Consider the following 13899-nt stretch of genomic DNA (forward strand, 5'->3'; position numbering starts at 1 on the left):
CTGCTAGCAGCCCAGCGGCGGGTTGGCCGGCTCTGCCTATGGCCTCTTGCTCGGGGCAGCGCGCGCGCGGACACAGCGCAACGCGGCGCCGCACCAGTGCAGCCAGACCTCTTGCTGGAGCCGAGCGCGCTGCTCGGCGGGGAAGGCCAGCAGCGAGAGCACCAGACTTCCGCGGCGCTCGACCGACCACTCGGCACCCGCGCCGTCCCGGTAGACGATCACCCCCGCGAGCGCCTCTGGCGTCGGAGGCTGCCGCTCTCGTGCCAGGCGATCGGCGAAGAGATGCTGCTCCGCGTTGCTGAATTCCACCGCGTCGGCCTCGCTGTCCCAGGCCGTAAGGTGCACAATCGCCGGCAGCGGCGCCCCCTCACTCAGCCGATAGGCCACGAGCCGATCGCCGCCCCAGCCTGCGGCCGCGCGCTCGGCCACCGCGGAATCAACGCCCTGCGCCAGGTAGAGCCGGAGCTGGAACTCACCGAGCGTGTCCTGGCGCACGATCGATGCCGACGCTAGCGCGGGCAACGCGCGCGGCCGCAAGCGCAGAGCAGGCTCATGGCTGCGGTATTTTTCGAAGTGCAGCACCTGCTCCGTCGTCTCGGGCGGGCGGCGAAAGAGCGCCGAGACCGCGCTCCAGGGCTCGGTGGCCCGCACGCGCTGGATCAGCCGCAGCCCGCTCAGATAGGGGAAGGTCAGCACCTCCCGCAGAAAGGGTGGGACTGACTTCCCCCCGCCGCCGCCGCCCGCTAGCGCGGCACCGACGAACTGCTCGAGCTGGCCGGGCACGCTGCTGAGGTCGAGCCCAGCGGGTTGCAGCACGTCCTCGAGCATCACCGCGGTGCAATCGCCCTCGACCAGGGCCGCCTGAGCGAGCTGCCGATCACCGTTATCCTTGAGGGGCCGGACGAAGCGCAGCAGGTGGAAATGCTGGTCCTGCAGCGCGTGGCAAAGCTCATGCACCAGGGTCGGACGCTGCAGGAGCAGGGGCAGCCAGTCGGCGATCGCCAGCCGCCGCGCCTGGGGATCGTAGAAGCCGGCGATCTGCTCGCTGAGCAGCGCCAGGACCGCCTGACGATAATCGAGCTCCAGCGGCAGGAGACCGAGGCGCTTGAGCACCTGCTCCTCGTTGGCGATCTCCGCCTGTTCGTACTCGGTGGCGAGGCGCTGCTCGATCTGCGCGACCACCTGCGCCCGGCTCGCGACGATCATCGGTACCGCCGCGCGAATCCGCAGCTCGCGCAGGTCGCTGACGACCCGCAACAACGCGCGGGCCTCGCTCTCGCGCTGCTGCGCGGCCCAAACGCCACCATCCTTGCGCTCCGGCGTCGGCGCCGAAGCCACGCCGCCGTCGGCGGGGGCCTGGGGCGCGGCGCCCGCCTGCGGCGGGGTCACGAGCAGCGAGCACGCGAGGAGCAAGACGACAACAGCACGCCGGCGCATCATGGCGGTGACGATAACACGCGCCGCGCTGGCAGCCTGGCTCGTCCTGGCCATCTGTGGCACCTTCCGGCGCCGTGGCGTCCTCGAGATCCTCTGGGCTGGAGCGCGAACAGGCGATCATCGATGCGCTGGCCGCCGGCTCGCGCGTTGTCGTGCTGCACGGCGCGCAGGGCGCCCCGCTGGCGCTGACGCTGACGCGCCTCGCGCAGCTAGCGCCGCAACGCCCGCTGCTCGTTATCACCGCCGACGACGACGGCGCGCGAACCCTCGGCGGCGACCTCGCGTTCTTCAGCGCGCCGAGCAGTGACGACGCCACCGCGACGCCCGCGGTGGTTGTGCTGCCGGCCCCCGCGAGCTCGCCCTACGCAGAGATGGCCCCGGACCGCGGCGCGCTGCTGGGGCGCATGACGGCGCTCTTCCAGCTCCAACGCGCGCGCGACCTGGCGCGAGAGCATCCGCTCGTCGTCTGCTCGGCGCCAGCGCTGCAACGCCAGGTGGTGCCGCCGCAGCTGCTGGCCGCGCTCTCGTTGCGCTTGACCGTCGGCGCGACCGTCGACCGCGATACGCTGCTGGCGCAGCTCGTCGCCGCGGGCTATGAGCGCTGTCCCGTCGTCGATGATCCTGGGACCTTCGCCGTGCGCGGCGGGATCGTCGATCTCTTCCCGCCGCTATATCGCTACCCGACGCGGCTCGAGCTTCTCGGCGACGAGATCGAGTCGCTCCGACTCTTCGATCCAGCGACCCAGCGCACGCTGCGACGCTGCGACGAGGTGCTGGTGCATCCGGTGAGCGAGTTGCTGCGCCCCGCCGGGCACGACGTGCGCGGCGCGCTGCTGGCGCTTGCCGACGAGCTGCACCATCCAACGCGCGCGACCCGCGCGCTGCTCGACGAGATCGAGCACGGCCACGCGCTGCTCGGCGCCGCCACGCTTGCCCCCGCGTTTTGCGCGGCGTTGGTTCCCCTCTGGCGCTATCTGCCCGCGAACGTCTGCTGGGTCCTCGTCGATCCCGAGGCCCTGCAGCAGACCTTCGTCCAGCAACTCGAGCACCACGAGCAGCTCTATCGGCAGCGCCTCGCCGCCGGGCGCCTGGCCTACCCTCCAGCGGCCTTCTTCAGCGCGGAGGAGGCCATCGCCAGCGCGAGCGCCGCCGAGCCGCGCCTCGAGGTGCGGGCGACGACGCAGGCTGGCGATCACGCCCTCAGCCTCGTCGCCGGCGACAACGCCGAGCTGATCGCCCACCTCAAGCGCGCCCGCGCGGCGCGCGGCGACGAGATCATCACGGCCTTGACCCGCGATCTGGAGGCGCTGCGCGACGAGGGCCGTCCCGTGCTGATCGCCGCCGGTGATGCGAGCCACAGCGAGACGCTGCGCGCGCTCTTCGAGGCCCACGGGCTGAGCCCTCGCGAGTTGCCGGCGCCGACACCCGGCGCGCTTGGCGCGCGCGGCGCTCCGCTACCCGAGTCCGCCGCGCCGCAGATCTACTTGCGCCACGGGCACCTCAGCGCTGGCTTTCGCCTCCCCGGTGGCTGGGTCGTGATCGCCCACGACGAGATCTTCGGCCCCAAGACGACGCGACAGGCGCCGCGACGAGCCCAGCCCGGCGGCGCGCGCGCCGACCTGCGCGAGCTGCGCCTGGGCGACGCGGTCGTGCATAGCGAGCACGGCATCGGCCGCTACCAGGGCCTGGTGCAGCTGCAGGTGGCGGGCGTGCAGAGCGACTTTCTGCTGCTCGAGTATGCCGGCGGCGACCGGCTCTATCTGCCCGTCTATCGCATGCACCAGGTGCACCGCTACGTCGGCTCGGAGGGCGGCGCGCCGCGGCTCGACCGACTCGGTGGCAGCACCTGGCAGAAGAAGCAGCGCAAGGTTGCTGGCGATGTGCGGCGCATCGGCGAGGAGCTGCTGCAGCTCTACGCCCAACGCGCCGCGTTGACGGGGCATGCCTATCCAGCGCCCGGGCCCGACTTCATCGACTTCGAGCAGACCTTTCCCTTCACCGAGACACCCGACCAGCTGCAGGCGATCCAGGCCACGCTCGCGGACCTGACGAGTGAGCGGCCGATGGACCGCCTGGTCTGTGGCGACGTCGGCTTCGGCAAGACCGAGGTCGCGCTGCGGGCTGCGTATCTCGTCGCGGCCGCTGGCCGTCAGGTGGCGGTGCTGGCGCCGACGACGGTGCTCGTCGAGCAGCACTACCGAACCTTTCGCGAGCGGATGGCGCCCTACCCGCTGCGCGTCGAGTCGGTCAGTCGCTTTCGGTCGACGCGCGAGCTGCGCCAGGTGCTCGCCGACCTGGCGGCGGGACGGGTGGACATCGTCATCGGGACACACCGCCTGCTCTCCGCGGATGTGCAGTTCCGCGAGCTCGGGCTGCTGGTGCTCGACGAGGAGCAGCGCTTCGGGGTTGTCCACAAGGAGCGGATGAAGCGCTGGCGAACGCAGGTCGACGTGCTGGCGCTGACCGCGACGCCGATCCCGCGGACGCTTCAGCTCAGCCTGGCAGGCCTGCGCGAGATTTCGGTGATCACCACGCCGCCGCAGGACCGGCTGGCGATCCGCACGGTGCTCTGCCGTTGGGACGACGCCGTCGTCGCCAACGCGATCCGCAAGGAGCTGGGGCGCGGCGGCCAGGTCTTCTTCGTCCACAACGAGGTGCAGACGATCGAGCAGTGCGCGCGGCGCGTGGCCGAGCTCGTGCCGGAGGCGCGGCTCGTGATCGGCCACGGGAAAATGGACGCGCGGCGGCTCGAGCGCGTGATGCTCGACTTCGTCGCCGGCCGCTTCGATGTGCTCGTCTGCACGACGATCATCGAGGCCGGGCTCGACATTCCGCGCGCCAATACGATGCTGGTCGACCACGCCGATCGCTTCGGCCTCAGCCAGCTCTATCAGCTGCGCGGGCGCATCGGTCGCAGCCACCTGCGCGCCTACTGCTTCTTGCTGCTGCCGCCCTTCGGGGAGCTGAGCGACGAGGCCCGCGTGCGGCTCGAGCTGCTGCAGCAGTTCACGCAGCTCGGCAGCGGCTTCTCGATCGCGAGCTACGACCTCGAGCTGCGCGGCGCGGGCGACCTACTGGGCGACCGGCAGTCCGGCCACATCGCCGCGGTCGGCTTCGACGCCTACGCGCGCATTCTCGAGGAAGCGGTCGCCGAGCTGCGAGGGCAGCCGATTCGCCGCGAGACGGACCCCGAGATCAACGCGCAAATCGCGGCCTTCATCCCCGACGATTACGTCGAGGACACCGGCCAGCGCCTCGAACTCTATCAGCGCCTGAGCCACGCCGCGAGCGACGAGGCGGCGGTCGGCGACATCCTCGCCGAGATGCGTGACCGCTACGGTACGGCGCCGCGCGAGGTCGACGCCCTCGGGCAGCTGATGGTGATCAAGGGCCTGGCGGCGCGCCTACGCGCCCGCGTCGTCGACCTCGGCGCCGGTCGGCTGGCCTTGACGCTCGAGGCCGACACTCCGCTCTCGAGCCAGCGCATCCGGCAGCTCGTCGCGGCGCCGGAGAGCGGCTTCCGCCTGCTCGGGCCGGCGCGACTGAGCCGCAGGCTGCGGCCTGACGAGCAGCCCCAACCGCTCGCCGCGGCCCAGCGCATCCTTCACACGCTGCTCGCCAGCAGCCGCTGAGCTGAGGACAACCGGCCGCCGTGGCGCGCCGCCAGAGGCGCTCGGCCAGTCAGCTCGGGTCGTGGCTCGCCAGGCGCCCGACGAGTTGGGTCAGCAGCGCCGTCACCGCCTGCTCCATCCGACCGACGACCTCCATCACCTCGAGGTGCGAGAGCGCGCCGCCGAGGCCAGCCGCCGCGTTGGCGACGCAAGAGAGCGCGAGCACCCGCGCGCCCATATGCCGCGCCGCGATCACCTCGGGCACCGTCGACATGCCGACGACATCGGCACCCAGGGTGCGCAGCATCCGGATCTCGGCCGGGGTCTCGTAGCATGGCCCGCTCAGCGCGGCGTAGACGCCCTCCGCCAGCGTCAACCCTGCTGCGTGCGCGGCCTGATGCGCCGCGGCGCGCAAGGTCAGATCGTAGGCCTCGCTCAGATCGGGGAAGCGCGGCCCGAGCCGCTCGTCGTTCGGTCCGAGCAGCGGATTGTCGCCGACCAGGTTGAGGTGGTCCGTGATCAGCACGAGGCGTCCCGGCGCGAGGTCAGCGCGGATGCCACCAGCGGCGTTGGTCAGCACCAGGGTGCTGCAGCCCGCCGCGACCAAGGCTCGCACGGGCAAGACGACCTGCGCCAAGGGATGGCCCTCGTAGCGGTGGACGCGCCCCTGCATCACCAACACCGGCACGCCGGCGCAGCGGCCCGCGACCAGCCGCCCGGCGTGGCCCTGAACCGTGCTTTGGGCGCAGCCCGGAAGCGCCGCGTAGGGCACCGCGACCGCCGCCTCCAGCCGATCGGCGAAGGCCCCCAAGCCCGAGCCGAGCACGATTCCCAGCCGCGGTCGGAGCGGCGCCACCTGCGCCAGAATCGCCGCCGCCGCCGCCTGCACCTGATCCCATAGCGCCATCGGTAGCTCCTCAGCCTCGCCTAGACGAGGATGCCCGCGAGCGCGGCGGAGAGACACGAGACCAGCGCCCCGGCCAGCATCGCACGAAAGCCCAGGCGCGCGAGGTCGGCGCGACGCGCCGGTGCCATCGCCCCAATGCCGCCGAGCTGGACCCCGATCGAGGCCACGTTGGCGAAGCCGCAGAGCGCGTAGCAGGCGATCACTGCCGAGCGCGCGCTCAAGACCGGCGTCGGCGCGTCGAGCATGGCCTTGAGATCGAGATAGGCCAGCAGCTCGGTCAGCACCAGCTTCTCGCCGAGCAGCCGGCCAACCGCCGGCGCTTCAGGCCAGGGCACCCCCAGGGTCCAGGCCAGCGGCGCCAGCGCCGCGCCCAAGAGCTGCTGCAAGCTGGTACCGACGAGACCCAGCAGGCCGTTGAAGAGCGCCATCATCGCGACGAAGGCGATCAGCATCGCGGCGATGTTGAGCACCAGCGTCATCCCCTCGCTCGCGCCACGGGCCACGGCCTCGATCATGTTGGCGTCGGGTCGCTCGACCGGCACCTCGGCCCCGCCGGCGGTCACGGCTTGCTCGGTCTCCGGGTAGATCAGCTTGCTGATCGCCAGCGCCGCGGGCGCCGCCATGAAGGAGGCCGTCATCAGGTGACCGGCGATGCCTGGCAGCGACTGGAGCATGCCCACATAGACAGCCATCACCCCGCCGGCGACCGTGGCGAAGCCCCCGACCATCACCGCCATCAGCTCGCTCTGCGTCAGGCCGGCGACGAAGGGGCGCACGAGCAGCGGTGCCTCGGTCTGACCGAGGAAGATATTGGCGCTGCAGGAGAGGGTCTCGGCGCCGCTGCTGCCGAGCATGTGCATCATCCCGCGAGCCAGGTACTTGATGATCCACTGCATCACCCCGAGGTGGTAGAGCAGCGCGGTCAAGGCCGAGAAGAAGATGATCGTCGGCAGCACCGCGAAGGCCAGCGACTTGAGCGCCGGACTCATCCGGCCGACGAAGGTCTCGGCGATCAGCACGCCGCTGTGCGGGTCAGCGTGGCGCACTTCGTGCGCCTCGGTCGATTGAAAGACGAACTCGATCCCCGCCTGCGCAAAACCAATCAACCCGCGGATCCCGCGGTCGACGCCGTCGAAGAAGAGCTGGCCGACGAGCGGGTTGAGCACGATCAGCGCGAAGAGCGCGTGCAGCGCCAGTCCCCACAGCACCGGCCGCCAGCGGATGCCGCGCCGATTGACCGAGAGCAGCCAGCACAGGCCGAGCACGACGGCGTAGCCGAGCAGGCCGCGCAGGCGGGCGAACTTCCCGCCGCTCGGCGGCCGCAGCCTGCCCCCTTGGCGGCGCAGGAAGCTCGAGCCGCTGCTGCTCGCCGCGACGCTCGCCACTGAACCCGCCGACGCCCCTCCCGCACCCTCCGCCCGCGCGGCGACCGGCGCCAGAACGCCCGTGAGCAGCAGCGAGAGCGCGAGCAACGTCCCCATCGGCAGCCTCGCCGCCCGCAGCGCAGTCCCGCGCTTCATCGCCTCACCTCGTGAATCAGCGGCGGCACGCTGCAGGGCTGCTCGGCCCAGATCAGCGCCGGCCGCAGCAGAGCCTCGGCCGCGCGTGCTCGCGCCTCATCGCGGTGGTGCAGGATCGCCAGCACCTCGCCGCGGGCCACCCGCTGGCCGAGCCGTACCTGCCAGCTCAATCCCACCGCCGGATCGATCCGGTCGTCGAGTCGCAGGCGACCCGCGCCCAGTCGCACGGCGGCCCGGCCGATCGCCTCGCAATCGAGCGCGACGAGCACGCCCGCCTCCTCGGCGCGCAGCTCACGCGCGCCGTCGGCGATCGGCAGGCGTCGGGGATCGTCGACCACCCGCGCATCGCCCCCCTGCAGCGCAATGCAGCGCCGCAGCCGCTCGAGGCCGCTGCCGTCCGCCCGCGCCTGCGCCAGGCGCGCCCGCGCCTGCGCGAGATCGCTGGCCACGCCGGCGAGCAGCAGCATCTCCGCGCCGAGCGCTGCCGTCAGCGCCCAGACGTCGGACGGTCCGCGCCCCTGGAGGACCTCGATGGCCTCGCGCAGCTCGTTGGCGTTGCCGATCGCGAGCCCCAGCGGCTGGCTCATGTCGCTGAGCACGACAGTCACGCGCTTGCCTGCCGCCGCGCCGATCGTTTGCGCTGCGTCGGCCAACGCACGCGCCCGCTCGAGGTCCTTGAGGAACGCGCCGCTGCCGACCTTGACGTCGAGCACCAGCGCGTCGATGCCGGCCGCCAGCTTCTTGCACATGATGCTGGCGGCGATCAGCGGAATCGACTCGACGGTCGCGGTCACGTCGCGCAGCGCGTAGAGGCGTCGGTCGGCGGGGGCCAGCTCGTCGCTCTGGCCGGCCAGCACCAGACCCGCGCCGGCCAGCACGGCGGCGAAGCGGGCGAGGTCGAGATCCGTGCGCAGCCCGGGGATGGCCGCCAGCTTGTCGAGCGTGCCACCCGTATGGCCGAGCCCACGACCCGAGATCATCGGCACCGCGACCCCGCAGGCCGCGACCAGCGGGGCGAGGCAGAGCGAGATCTTGTCGCCGACGCCGCCCGTCGAGTGCTTGTCGATCTTGGGCAGCGCGATCGCCGAGAGGTCGGCGACACGCCCGGAATGCAGCATCGCGGTCGTCAGCGCCGACAGCTCCTCTGAGTCCAACCCGCGCCAGTAGATCGCCATCAGCAGGGCCGCGAGTTGATAGTCGGGCACCGTCCCGGCCGTCACACCGGTGATCAACGCCTCGAGCTGGGCCGCGTCGAGGCGCTGACCGTCGCGTTTGGCGCGAATCAACTCGACCACCGGAGTCGAGAGCGGCGCCGGCGGCTCGCGCTCGGCTGGGCCTAGCATAGCGCGCTCCAGAAGCTGCTCCCCGTCGGGGGCGGCGCCACACCGAGGGCCTCGGCGATCGTGGCTGCCACGTCGGCGAAGCTCCCGCGCAGGCCCAGATCGCGACCCGCCGCGCGGGCGGGTCCGTAGGCCAGCACGGGCACCTGCTCGCGGGTATGGTCGCTGCCGTGAAAGGTCGGGTCATTGCCGTGATCGGCGGTGATCAGCAGCAGATCCTCCGGGCCGACCTGCGCCAGCAGCGCGGGCAGCGCCGCGTCGAACTCACGCAGGGCGAGCGCAAAGCCAGCAGCGTCGCGCCGGTGGCCATAGAGCGCATCGAAGTCGATCAGGTTGACGAAGATCAGTCCATGCGTCAGCGCAGCGAGCTCGCGCGTGGTCTGCTGCATGCCGTCTCGATTCCCGGCCGTGCGCACGGAGCGGCTGAGTCCACGACCGCTAAAGATGTCACCGATCTTCCCCACCCCGACGACCGGCACGCCGGCCGCGCTGAGCGCGTCGAGCAGCGTTGGACTGGGCGGGGGCATGCCGTAGTCGTGGCGATTGTAGGTGCGCGCGAAGCTGCCGGGCTCGCCGACGTAGGGACGCGCGATCACGCGACCGACCTGCAGCGGGTCGCAGAGGCGACGCGCTCGCTCGCAGGCGGCGTAGAGCTCCGCGAGCGGGATGCGCTGCTCGTGAGCGGCGATCTGAAAGACGCTATCGGCGCTCGTGTAGACGATCCAGGCTCCGGTCGCGAGCTGAGTTGGTCCGAGCTCCTCGATAATCTCTGTTCCGGAGGCCGGGCGATTGCCGAGCACCGGTCGTCCGGTCGCGGCGATGAACGCGTCGATCAGCGCCGTAGGAAACCCGGCTGGAAAGGTGCGAAAGGGCTGGTCCAACACCAGCCCCGCCAGCTCCCAATGACCCGTCGTCGTGTCCTTGCCGGCCGCACGCGGCTGCAGCCGACCGAAGGCGGCGCGCACATGCTCGCGCGCGGCGACCCCCTGCAGCGCCGCCGCGCGACCTAGCCCGAGCGCCTCGAGCGCCGGCAGGGCGAGGCCGCCGACGGCGGCTGCCGTATGCCCGAGCGTGTCGGCGCCGGCATCCCCATACGCGGCGGCGTCGGCCGCCGCGCCGCAGCCGCAGCTGTCGAGCACCAACAACACGACGCGGCTGGCCTGCCGGCTAGCAGGCGGCGCGAGCTTCGCTGGAGAAGTGGCCATCGACCCCATTCCGTGACCCGCGACCCGTGACCCGCGACCCGCAAAGCGCAAAGCGCAAAGCGCAAAGCGCAAAGCGCGACCGTCACTCGGCGACGATCGCCGGACCCATACTCGTGCCCAAGCGCGTGGCGCCAGCGGCGATCAGCGCCAGCGCGGCAGCGCGCGAACGAATACCGCCGGCCGCCTTGACCCCCAAGGCGCCGCCCACGACCTGCCGCATCAGCCGAACGTCGGCGACGGTGGCGCCGGCGGCGGCGAAGCCCGTCGAAGTCTTGACCCAATGCGCGCCCGCCAGGCGCGCCAGCAGGCAGGCGACCACCTTCTGCTCTTCGTCGAGCAACGCGGTTTCGATGATGACCTTGACTGTCGCCGGCCGCGCGGCCCGCACCACCGCCTGGATGTCGTCGAGGACGACGCGGTCGTCGCGATCGTGCAGCGCGCCGAGGTCGATCACCATGTCGAGCTCCTGCGCCCCCCAGCGCACGAGCTGCGCCGCCTCGAAGGCCTTGACCTGCGTACCGCACGCGCCGAGGGGAAAGCCAACGACGGCGCAGACGCGCACGCGCGTTCCGGCGAGCTGCTCACGGCAGTTGGCCACGTGCGGCCCATGGACGCAGACCGCCGCAAAGGCCAAACGACGCGCCTCTTCACAGAGCCGCCGCAGCTCGGCCCGCGTCGCCTCGGGGCGCAAGAGGGTGTGATCGATCAAGGCGGCCAGGCTCTGGGCATCGCTCGGAAGCAGCGCGGGCACCGAGAGCGCGGGCGGCGGCATCGCGGCGATCAGCGGCTGACCGAGCGCGGCCCCGAGCGCGGCCGTCACCCTCGCGATCTGCAGCGCCTGCGCTTCGCTCTCCGCCATCGACCCCTACTCTCGCGCCCGACTCTCGAAGCGGGTGAACTTGCCGAGGAAGACCATGGGTATCGAGCCGACCGGTCCGTTGCGCTGCTTGCCGATGATCAGCTCGGCCTCGGCGCTGCGCTCCGGGCTGTCCTCGCGCGGCGGACGATGGATGAACATGATCACGTCGGCGTCCTGCTCGAGCGCGCCGGACTCGCGCAGATCGCTGAGCTGGGGTTTGCCGTCACGCCGATCCTCGGCGGCGCGTCGGAGCTGCGAGAGCGCCACCACCGGCAGCCGCACCTCCTTGGCGAGCGCCTTGAGGCCGCGGCTGATCTCCGCCACCTCGCGCTCTCGGCTCTCCGTGCCGGCGCGACCGCGCGCGAGCTGCAGGTAATCGACGACGATCAGTCCAAGTTGGTCATCGTGCGTGAAGATCGACCGATCGGCGCGAAAGCGCCGCGCCTTGGCGCGGATCTCCAGCACGGTCGGCGAAGCACTGTCGTCGATCCAGATCGGCGCCTGGGCGATGCGCCCGGCGGCCCGCGTCAGGCTGTTCCAGTCCTCCCCATCGAGATTGCCGGCGCGCAGGCGCCCGGCTTCGACGCGCGCCTCCGAGGCGAGCAGGCGCTCGACCAGCGCCTCCGAGCTCATCTCGAGCGAGAAGAGCAACACCGGCACGCGATGGGCGAGGGCGGCGTTCTGCGCCACGTTGAGGCAAAGCGCCGTCTTGCCCATGCTCGGCCGTGCCGCGATCAGGATCAGATCGGAGCGCTGTAGCCCGCCGGTCATGTGATCGAGCTCAGGGAAGCCCGTCGGCACGCCGGTGAGGGTTTCCTTCTTCTCGAAGCGCTTCTCGAGGGTGGTGAAGGTATTCACCAACAGCTCGCGCACGAGCACGTAGCCGCTGCGCGCGGTGCGCTGCCCGAGCTCGAAGACGCGCTGTTCCGCGCGATCGAGGAACTCGGGGACGCTCTCCGGTTCGCCGTAGGCCTCACCGGCGATCGCTGTAACGCCCTGAATGAGCTGCCGCAGGGTCGATTTCTCACGCACGATCTTGGCGTGGAAGGCGATGTTCTCCGCCGTCGGCACGCGGGTCGCGAGCTCCGCGAGGCGCGCGGCCCCGCCGGCCTTCTCCAGCTTCTCGGCGGCGCGGAGCTGCTCCTCGAGCGTGATGATGTCGATCGGTTTGCCGGCCTCGGAGAGCCGCAACATCGCGGCGAAGATCTCCTGATGCGCCGGCACATAGAAGTCCGGCGCGTCGACCAGGTCGATCGCCAATTGCAGCGCTTCGCGGGGATTGAGCAGAATGCCGCCGATGACGGCGGCCTCCGCGTCGGCGTTATGGGGCAGGGCGCGCGCGGTCACCATGGGCGAAGAGCTCCCGGTCAGCGGTAACGCGCGCTCTTCGGCCGTCCCGGGCGCACAGGACTACTCTGCCGCGACGACCCAAACCTTGAGCGCGGCCGTCAGGCCCTTGCCGAGCTGCACCGTGACCGAATGGAGACCGAGGGTGCGGATGGCCTCGGCAACCTGGATCTTCTTGCGATCGACCGTCACGCCCTTGCTCGCCAGCGCCGTCGCGATATCGGCGTTGCTGACCGAGCCGAAGAGCTTTTCTTCCTGGCCGGCCTGCTTGCCGACCTGGCGGGCAATGTTGATCGTCAGCGCTTCGAGCTTGGACTTGAGCGCCATTCCGTCCCGTTGCAGCTTCTGCTCACGCGTCGCGATGACGCGCTTCTCGTGGTCGAGCTGCCGCAGGCCACAGCCCGTCGCCGCCACCGCGAGCCCGCGTGGGATCAGATAGTTGCGCACAAAACCGGGTCGGGCCTCGACAACCTGCCCGCTCTGGCCCAGATGGGCCACATCTTCGCGTAGGATGACCTGCATCGGACTCGCTCCTACTTCCCGGTCACAGCGAACGGCATCAGGGCGAGGATGCGCGCGCGCTTGATCGCCAGCGCTACCTGGCGCTGGTGCTTGGCGTTATTGCCACAGATGCGCCGCGGCACGATCTTGCCGCGTTCGGTGATGAAGTTGCGCAGCAGCTGAGGGTCCTTGTAGTCGATGATCAGGCTCGGGTCGGCGAGAAAGCGGTCGACCTTGCGCCGCCCGAAGCTGCGCCGACGGCCACCACCACCGCCAAAGCCGCCGCCACCGCCGCCGCCGCCACCGCCGCCACCGCCGCCGTAGCCACCGCCACCGTAGCCACCGCCACCGCCGCCGTAGCCACCGCCGCCGCCACCGCCGCCGCCACCGCCGCCGCCGCCACCGCCGCCGTAACTGCCACCGCCGGTGCTACCGCGTGAGCCTGTTTGTTGGGACATTACGCTTCCTCCCCATCGGCGCTCGTCGCCGCTGCGCCGGATGCATCATCCGCGGGCTGCTCAGCCCCGTCGGCGTCGACCTTCTCCGCACTCGCGGCTTCCGCATCAGCCTCGCCGGCCTCCGCACTCGCCGCGGCTGCCGCGGGCTTCTCGCTGGGGGCGACCGTACGCTTCCGCGGGCGGACCTCGTCGTCCTCGCCCTCGTCGTCGTCGTCACCCTCACCGCGCTCGCCGTCGCTGTCGTCATCATCAGCCGCGCGACCGAGGTAGTAGTCCTCCTCGTCGAGGCGCGTCTCCGCGGCCGCGACGAAGGTCTCGCCGGTCACGTCAGAGGGCCGAGCGTTGGGATCCACGTCGGCGTCGACCTTGATCGAGAGGTAGCGGATCACGAGATCCATCAGCCGCAGGTTGCGCTCGACCTCGGCCACGAGCTGCGGTGGTGCGAGGTAGCGCCAGTAGAGGTAGATGCCCTTGTGGTGCTTCTCGATCTCATAGGCGAGCTTGCGCTTGCCCCAGTTCTCCACCCGCAGCAGCTTGCCGCTGGACTTCTCGATCACCTCGCGAATGCGCTCGTTGGCCTGCTGGAGCTGCTCGCTCGTCGCCTCCGGGCGCAAGATGTAGATCGTTTCGTACTCGCGCTGGGTTCCTGGCTGATCGCGCATGGATTGCAGCATTGGTCCTCCCCACGGTTATTGAGCCCCCGTTCGTGACGGG

Annotated in this window: 11 protein-coding genes; 1 reads left to right on the forward strand and 10 read right to left on the reverse strand. The window is 71.1% G+C overall.

Translation table 11 applies throughout. The features are described 5' to 3' along the window. Window positions 1-36: 36 nt before the first annotated feature. A complete protein-coding gene (locus IPL40_06435) occupies window positions 37-1491 on the reverse strand; it encodes a hypothetical protein (protein MBK8480796.1) in 1455 nt (484 codons plus the stop codon). A 20-nt stretch (window positions 1492-1511) separates the two neighbouring features. On the opposite strand from IPL40_06435, the gene mfd reads away from it, so the two are divergent. Beyond that, window positions 1512-5069: a transcription-repair coupling factor gene (gene mfd / locus IPL40_06440; protein MBK8480797.1), complete on the forward strand. Its 3558-nt coding sequence runs from the start codon at window positions 1512-1514 to the stop codon at window positions 5067-5069. Between the two features lie 49 nt (window positions 5070-5118). On the opposite strand, the gene IPL40_06445 is transcribed toward mfd, so the two are convergent. From IPL40_06445 to rpsF, 9 genes are all read right to left on the reverse strand, one after another. Further along, on the reverse strand, window positions 5119-5955 hold the full coding sequence (locus tag IPL40_06445; GenBank protein MBK8480798.1) for a purine-nucleoside phosphorylase: 837 nt from the start codon (window positions 5953-5955) through the stop codon (window positions 5119-5121). Between the two features lie 20 nt (window positions 5956-5975). Beyond that, window positions 5976-7436 carry a NupC/NupG family nucleoside CNT transporter gene (locus IPL40_06450; GenBank protein ID MBK8480799.1) on the reverse strand — a complete coding sequence of 487 codons (1461 nt, stop codon included), beginning with the start codon at window positions 7434-7436 and terminating at the stop codon, window positions 5976-5978. 35 nt (window positions 7437-7471) lie between these two features. Continuing rightward, complete coding sequence (locus IPL40_06455; GenBank protein ID MBK8480800.1) at window positions 7472-8818, reverse strand: thymidine phosphorylase; 1347 nt, start codon at window positions 8816-8818, stop codon at window positions 7472-7474. Then, a complete protein-coding gene (locus IPL40_06460) occupies window positions 8812-10020 on the reverse strand; it encodes a phosphopentomutase (protein ID MBK8480801.1) in 1209 nt (402 codons plus the stop codon). The genes IPL40_06455 and IPL40_06460 overlap by 7 nt, the downstream gene beginning before the upstream one ends. Window positions 10021-10102: 82 nt before the next feature. Next, window positions 10103-10792, reverse strand: a complete 690-nt coding sequence (gene deoC / locus IPL40_06465; GenBank protein MBK8480802.1) for a deoxyribose-phosphate aldolase — start codon at window positions 10790-10792, stop codon at window positions 10103-10105. A 93-nt stretch (window positions 10793-10885) separates the two neighbouring features. Next, window positions 10886-12229 carry a replicative DNA helicase gene (dnaB, locus tag IPL40_06470; GenBank protein MBK8480803.1) on the reverse strand — a complete coding sequence of 448 codons (1344 nt, stop codon included), beginning with the start codon at window positions 12227-12229 and terminating at the stop codon, window positions 10886-10888. Between the two features lie 60 nt (window positions 12230-12289). Further along, window positions 12290-12748, reverse strand: a complete 459-nt coding sequence (locus tag IPL40_06475; GenBank protein MBK8480804.1) for a 50S ribosomal protein L9 — start codon at window positions 12746-12748, stop codon at window positions 12290-12292. An 11-nt stretch (window positions 12749-12759) separates the two neighbouring features. Then, a complete protein-coding gene (locus tag IPL40_06480; protein ID MBK8480805.1) occupies window positions 12760-13185 on the reverse strand; it encodes a 30S ribosomal protein S18 in 426 nt (141 codons plus the stop codon). Beyond that, a complete protein-coding gene (rpsF, locus tag IPL40_06485) occupies window positions 13185-13859 on the reverse strand; it encodes a 30S ribosomal protein S6 (GenBank protein MBK8480806.1) in 675 nt (224 codons plus the stop codon). Before rpsF ends, IPL40_06480 begins: the two co-directional genes overlap by 1 nt. Between the last annotated feature and the right edge of the window lie 40 nt (window positions 13860-13899).

The organism is Pseudomonadota bacterium (genome assembly GCA_016711215.1).
Classification (GTDB): domain Bacteria; phylum Myxococcota_A; class Polyangia.

Bases quoted from the DNA above. Each gene is read 5' to 3' on its own strand.
- IPL40_06450 (MBK8480799.1), bottom strand. From the start codon at position 7,436: ATGGGGACGTTGCTCGCGCTCTCGCTGCTGCTCACGGGCGTTCTGGCG.
- dnaB (MBK8480803.1), bottom strand. From the start codon at position 12,229: ATGGTGACCGCGCGCGCCCTGCCCCATAACGCCGACGCGGAGGCCGCC.
- IPL40_06455 (MBK8480800.1), bottom strand. From the start codon at position 8,818: ATGCTAGGCCCAGCCGAGCGCGAGCCGCCGGCGCCGCTCTCGACTCCG.
- deoC (MBK8480802.1), bottom strand. From the start codon at position 10,792: ATGCCGCCGCCCGCGCTCTCGGTGCCCGCGCTGCTTCCGAGCGATGCC.
- rpsF (MBK8480806.1), bottom strand. From the start codon at position 13,859: ATGCTGCAATCCATGCGCGATCAGCCAGGAACCCAGCGCGAGTACGAA.
- IPL40_06480 (MBK8480805.1), bottom strand. From the start codon at position 13,185: ATGTCCCAACAAACAGGCTCACGCGGTAGCACCGGCGGTGGCAGTTAC.
- IPL40_06475 (MBK8480804.1), bottom strand. From the start codon at position 12,748: ATGCAGGTCATCCTACGCGAAGATGTGGCCCATCTGGGCCAGAGCGGG.
- IPL40_06445 (MBK8480798.1), bottom strand. From the start codon at position 5,955: ATGGCGCTATGGGATCAGGTGCAGGCGGCGGCGGCGGCGATTCTGGCG.
- IPL40_06460 (MBK8480801.1), bottom strand. From the start codon at position 10,020: ATGGCCACTTCTCCAGCGAAGCTCGCGCCGCCTGCTAGCCGGCAGGCC.
- IPL40_06435 (MBK8480796.1), bottom strand. From the start codon at position 1,491: ATGGCCAGGACGAGCCAGGCTGCCAGCGCGGCGCGTGTTATCGTCACC.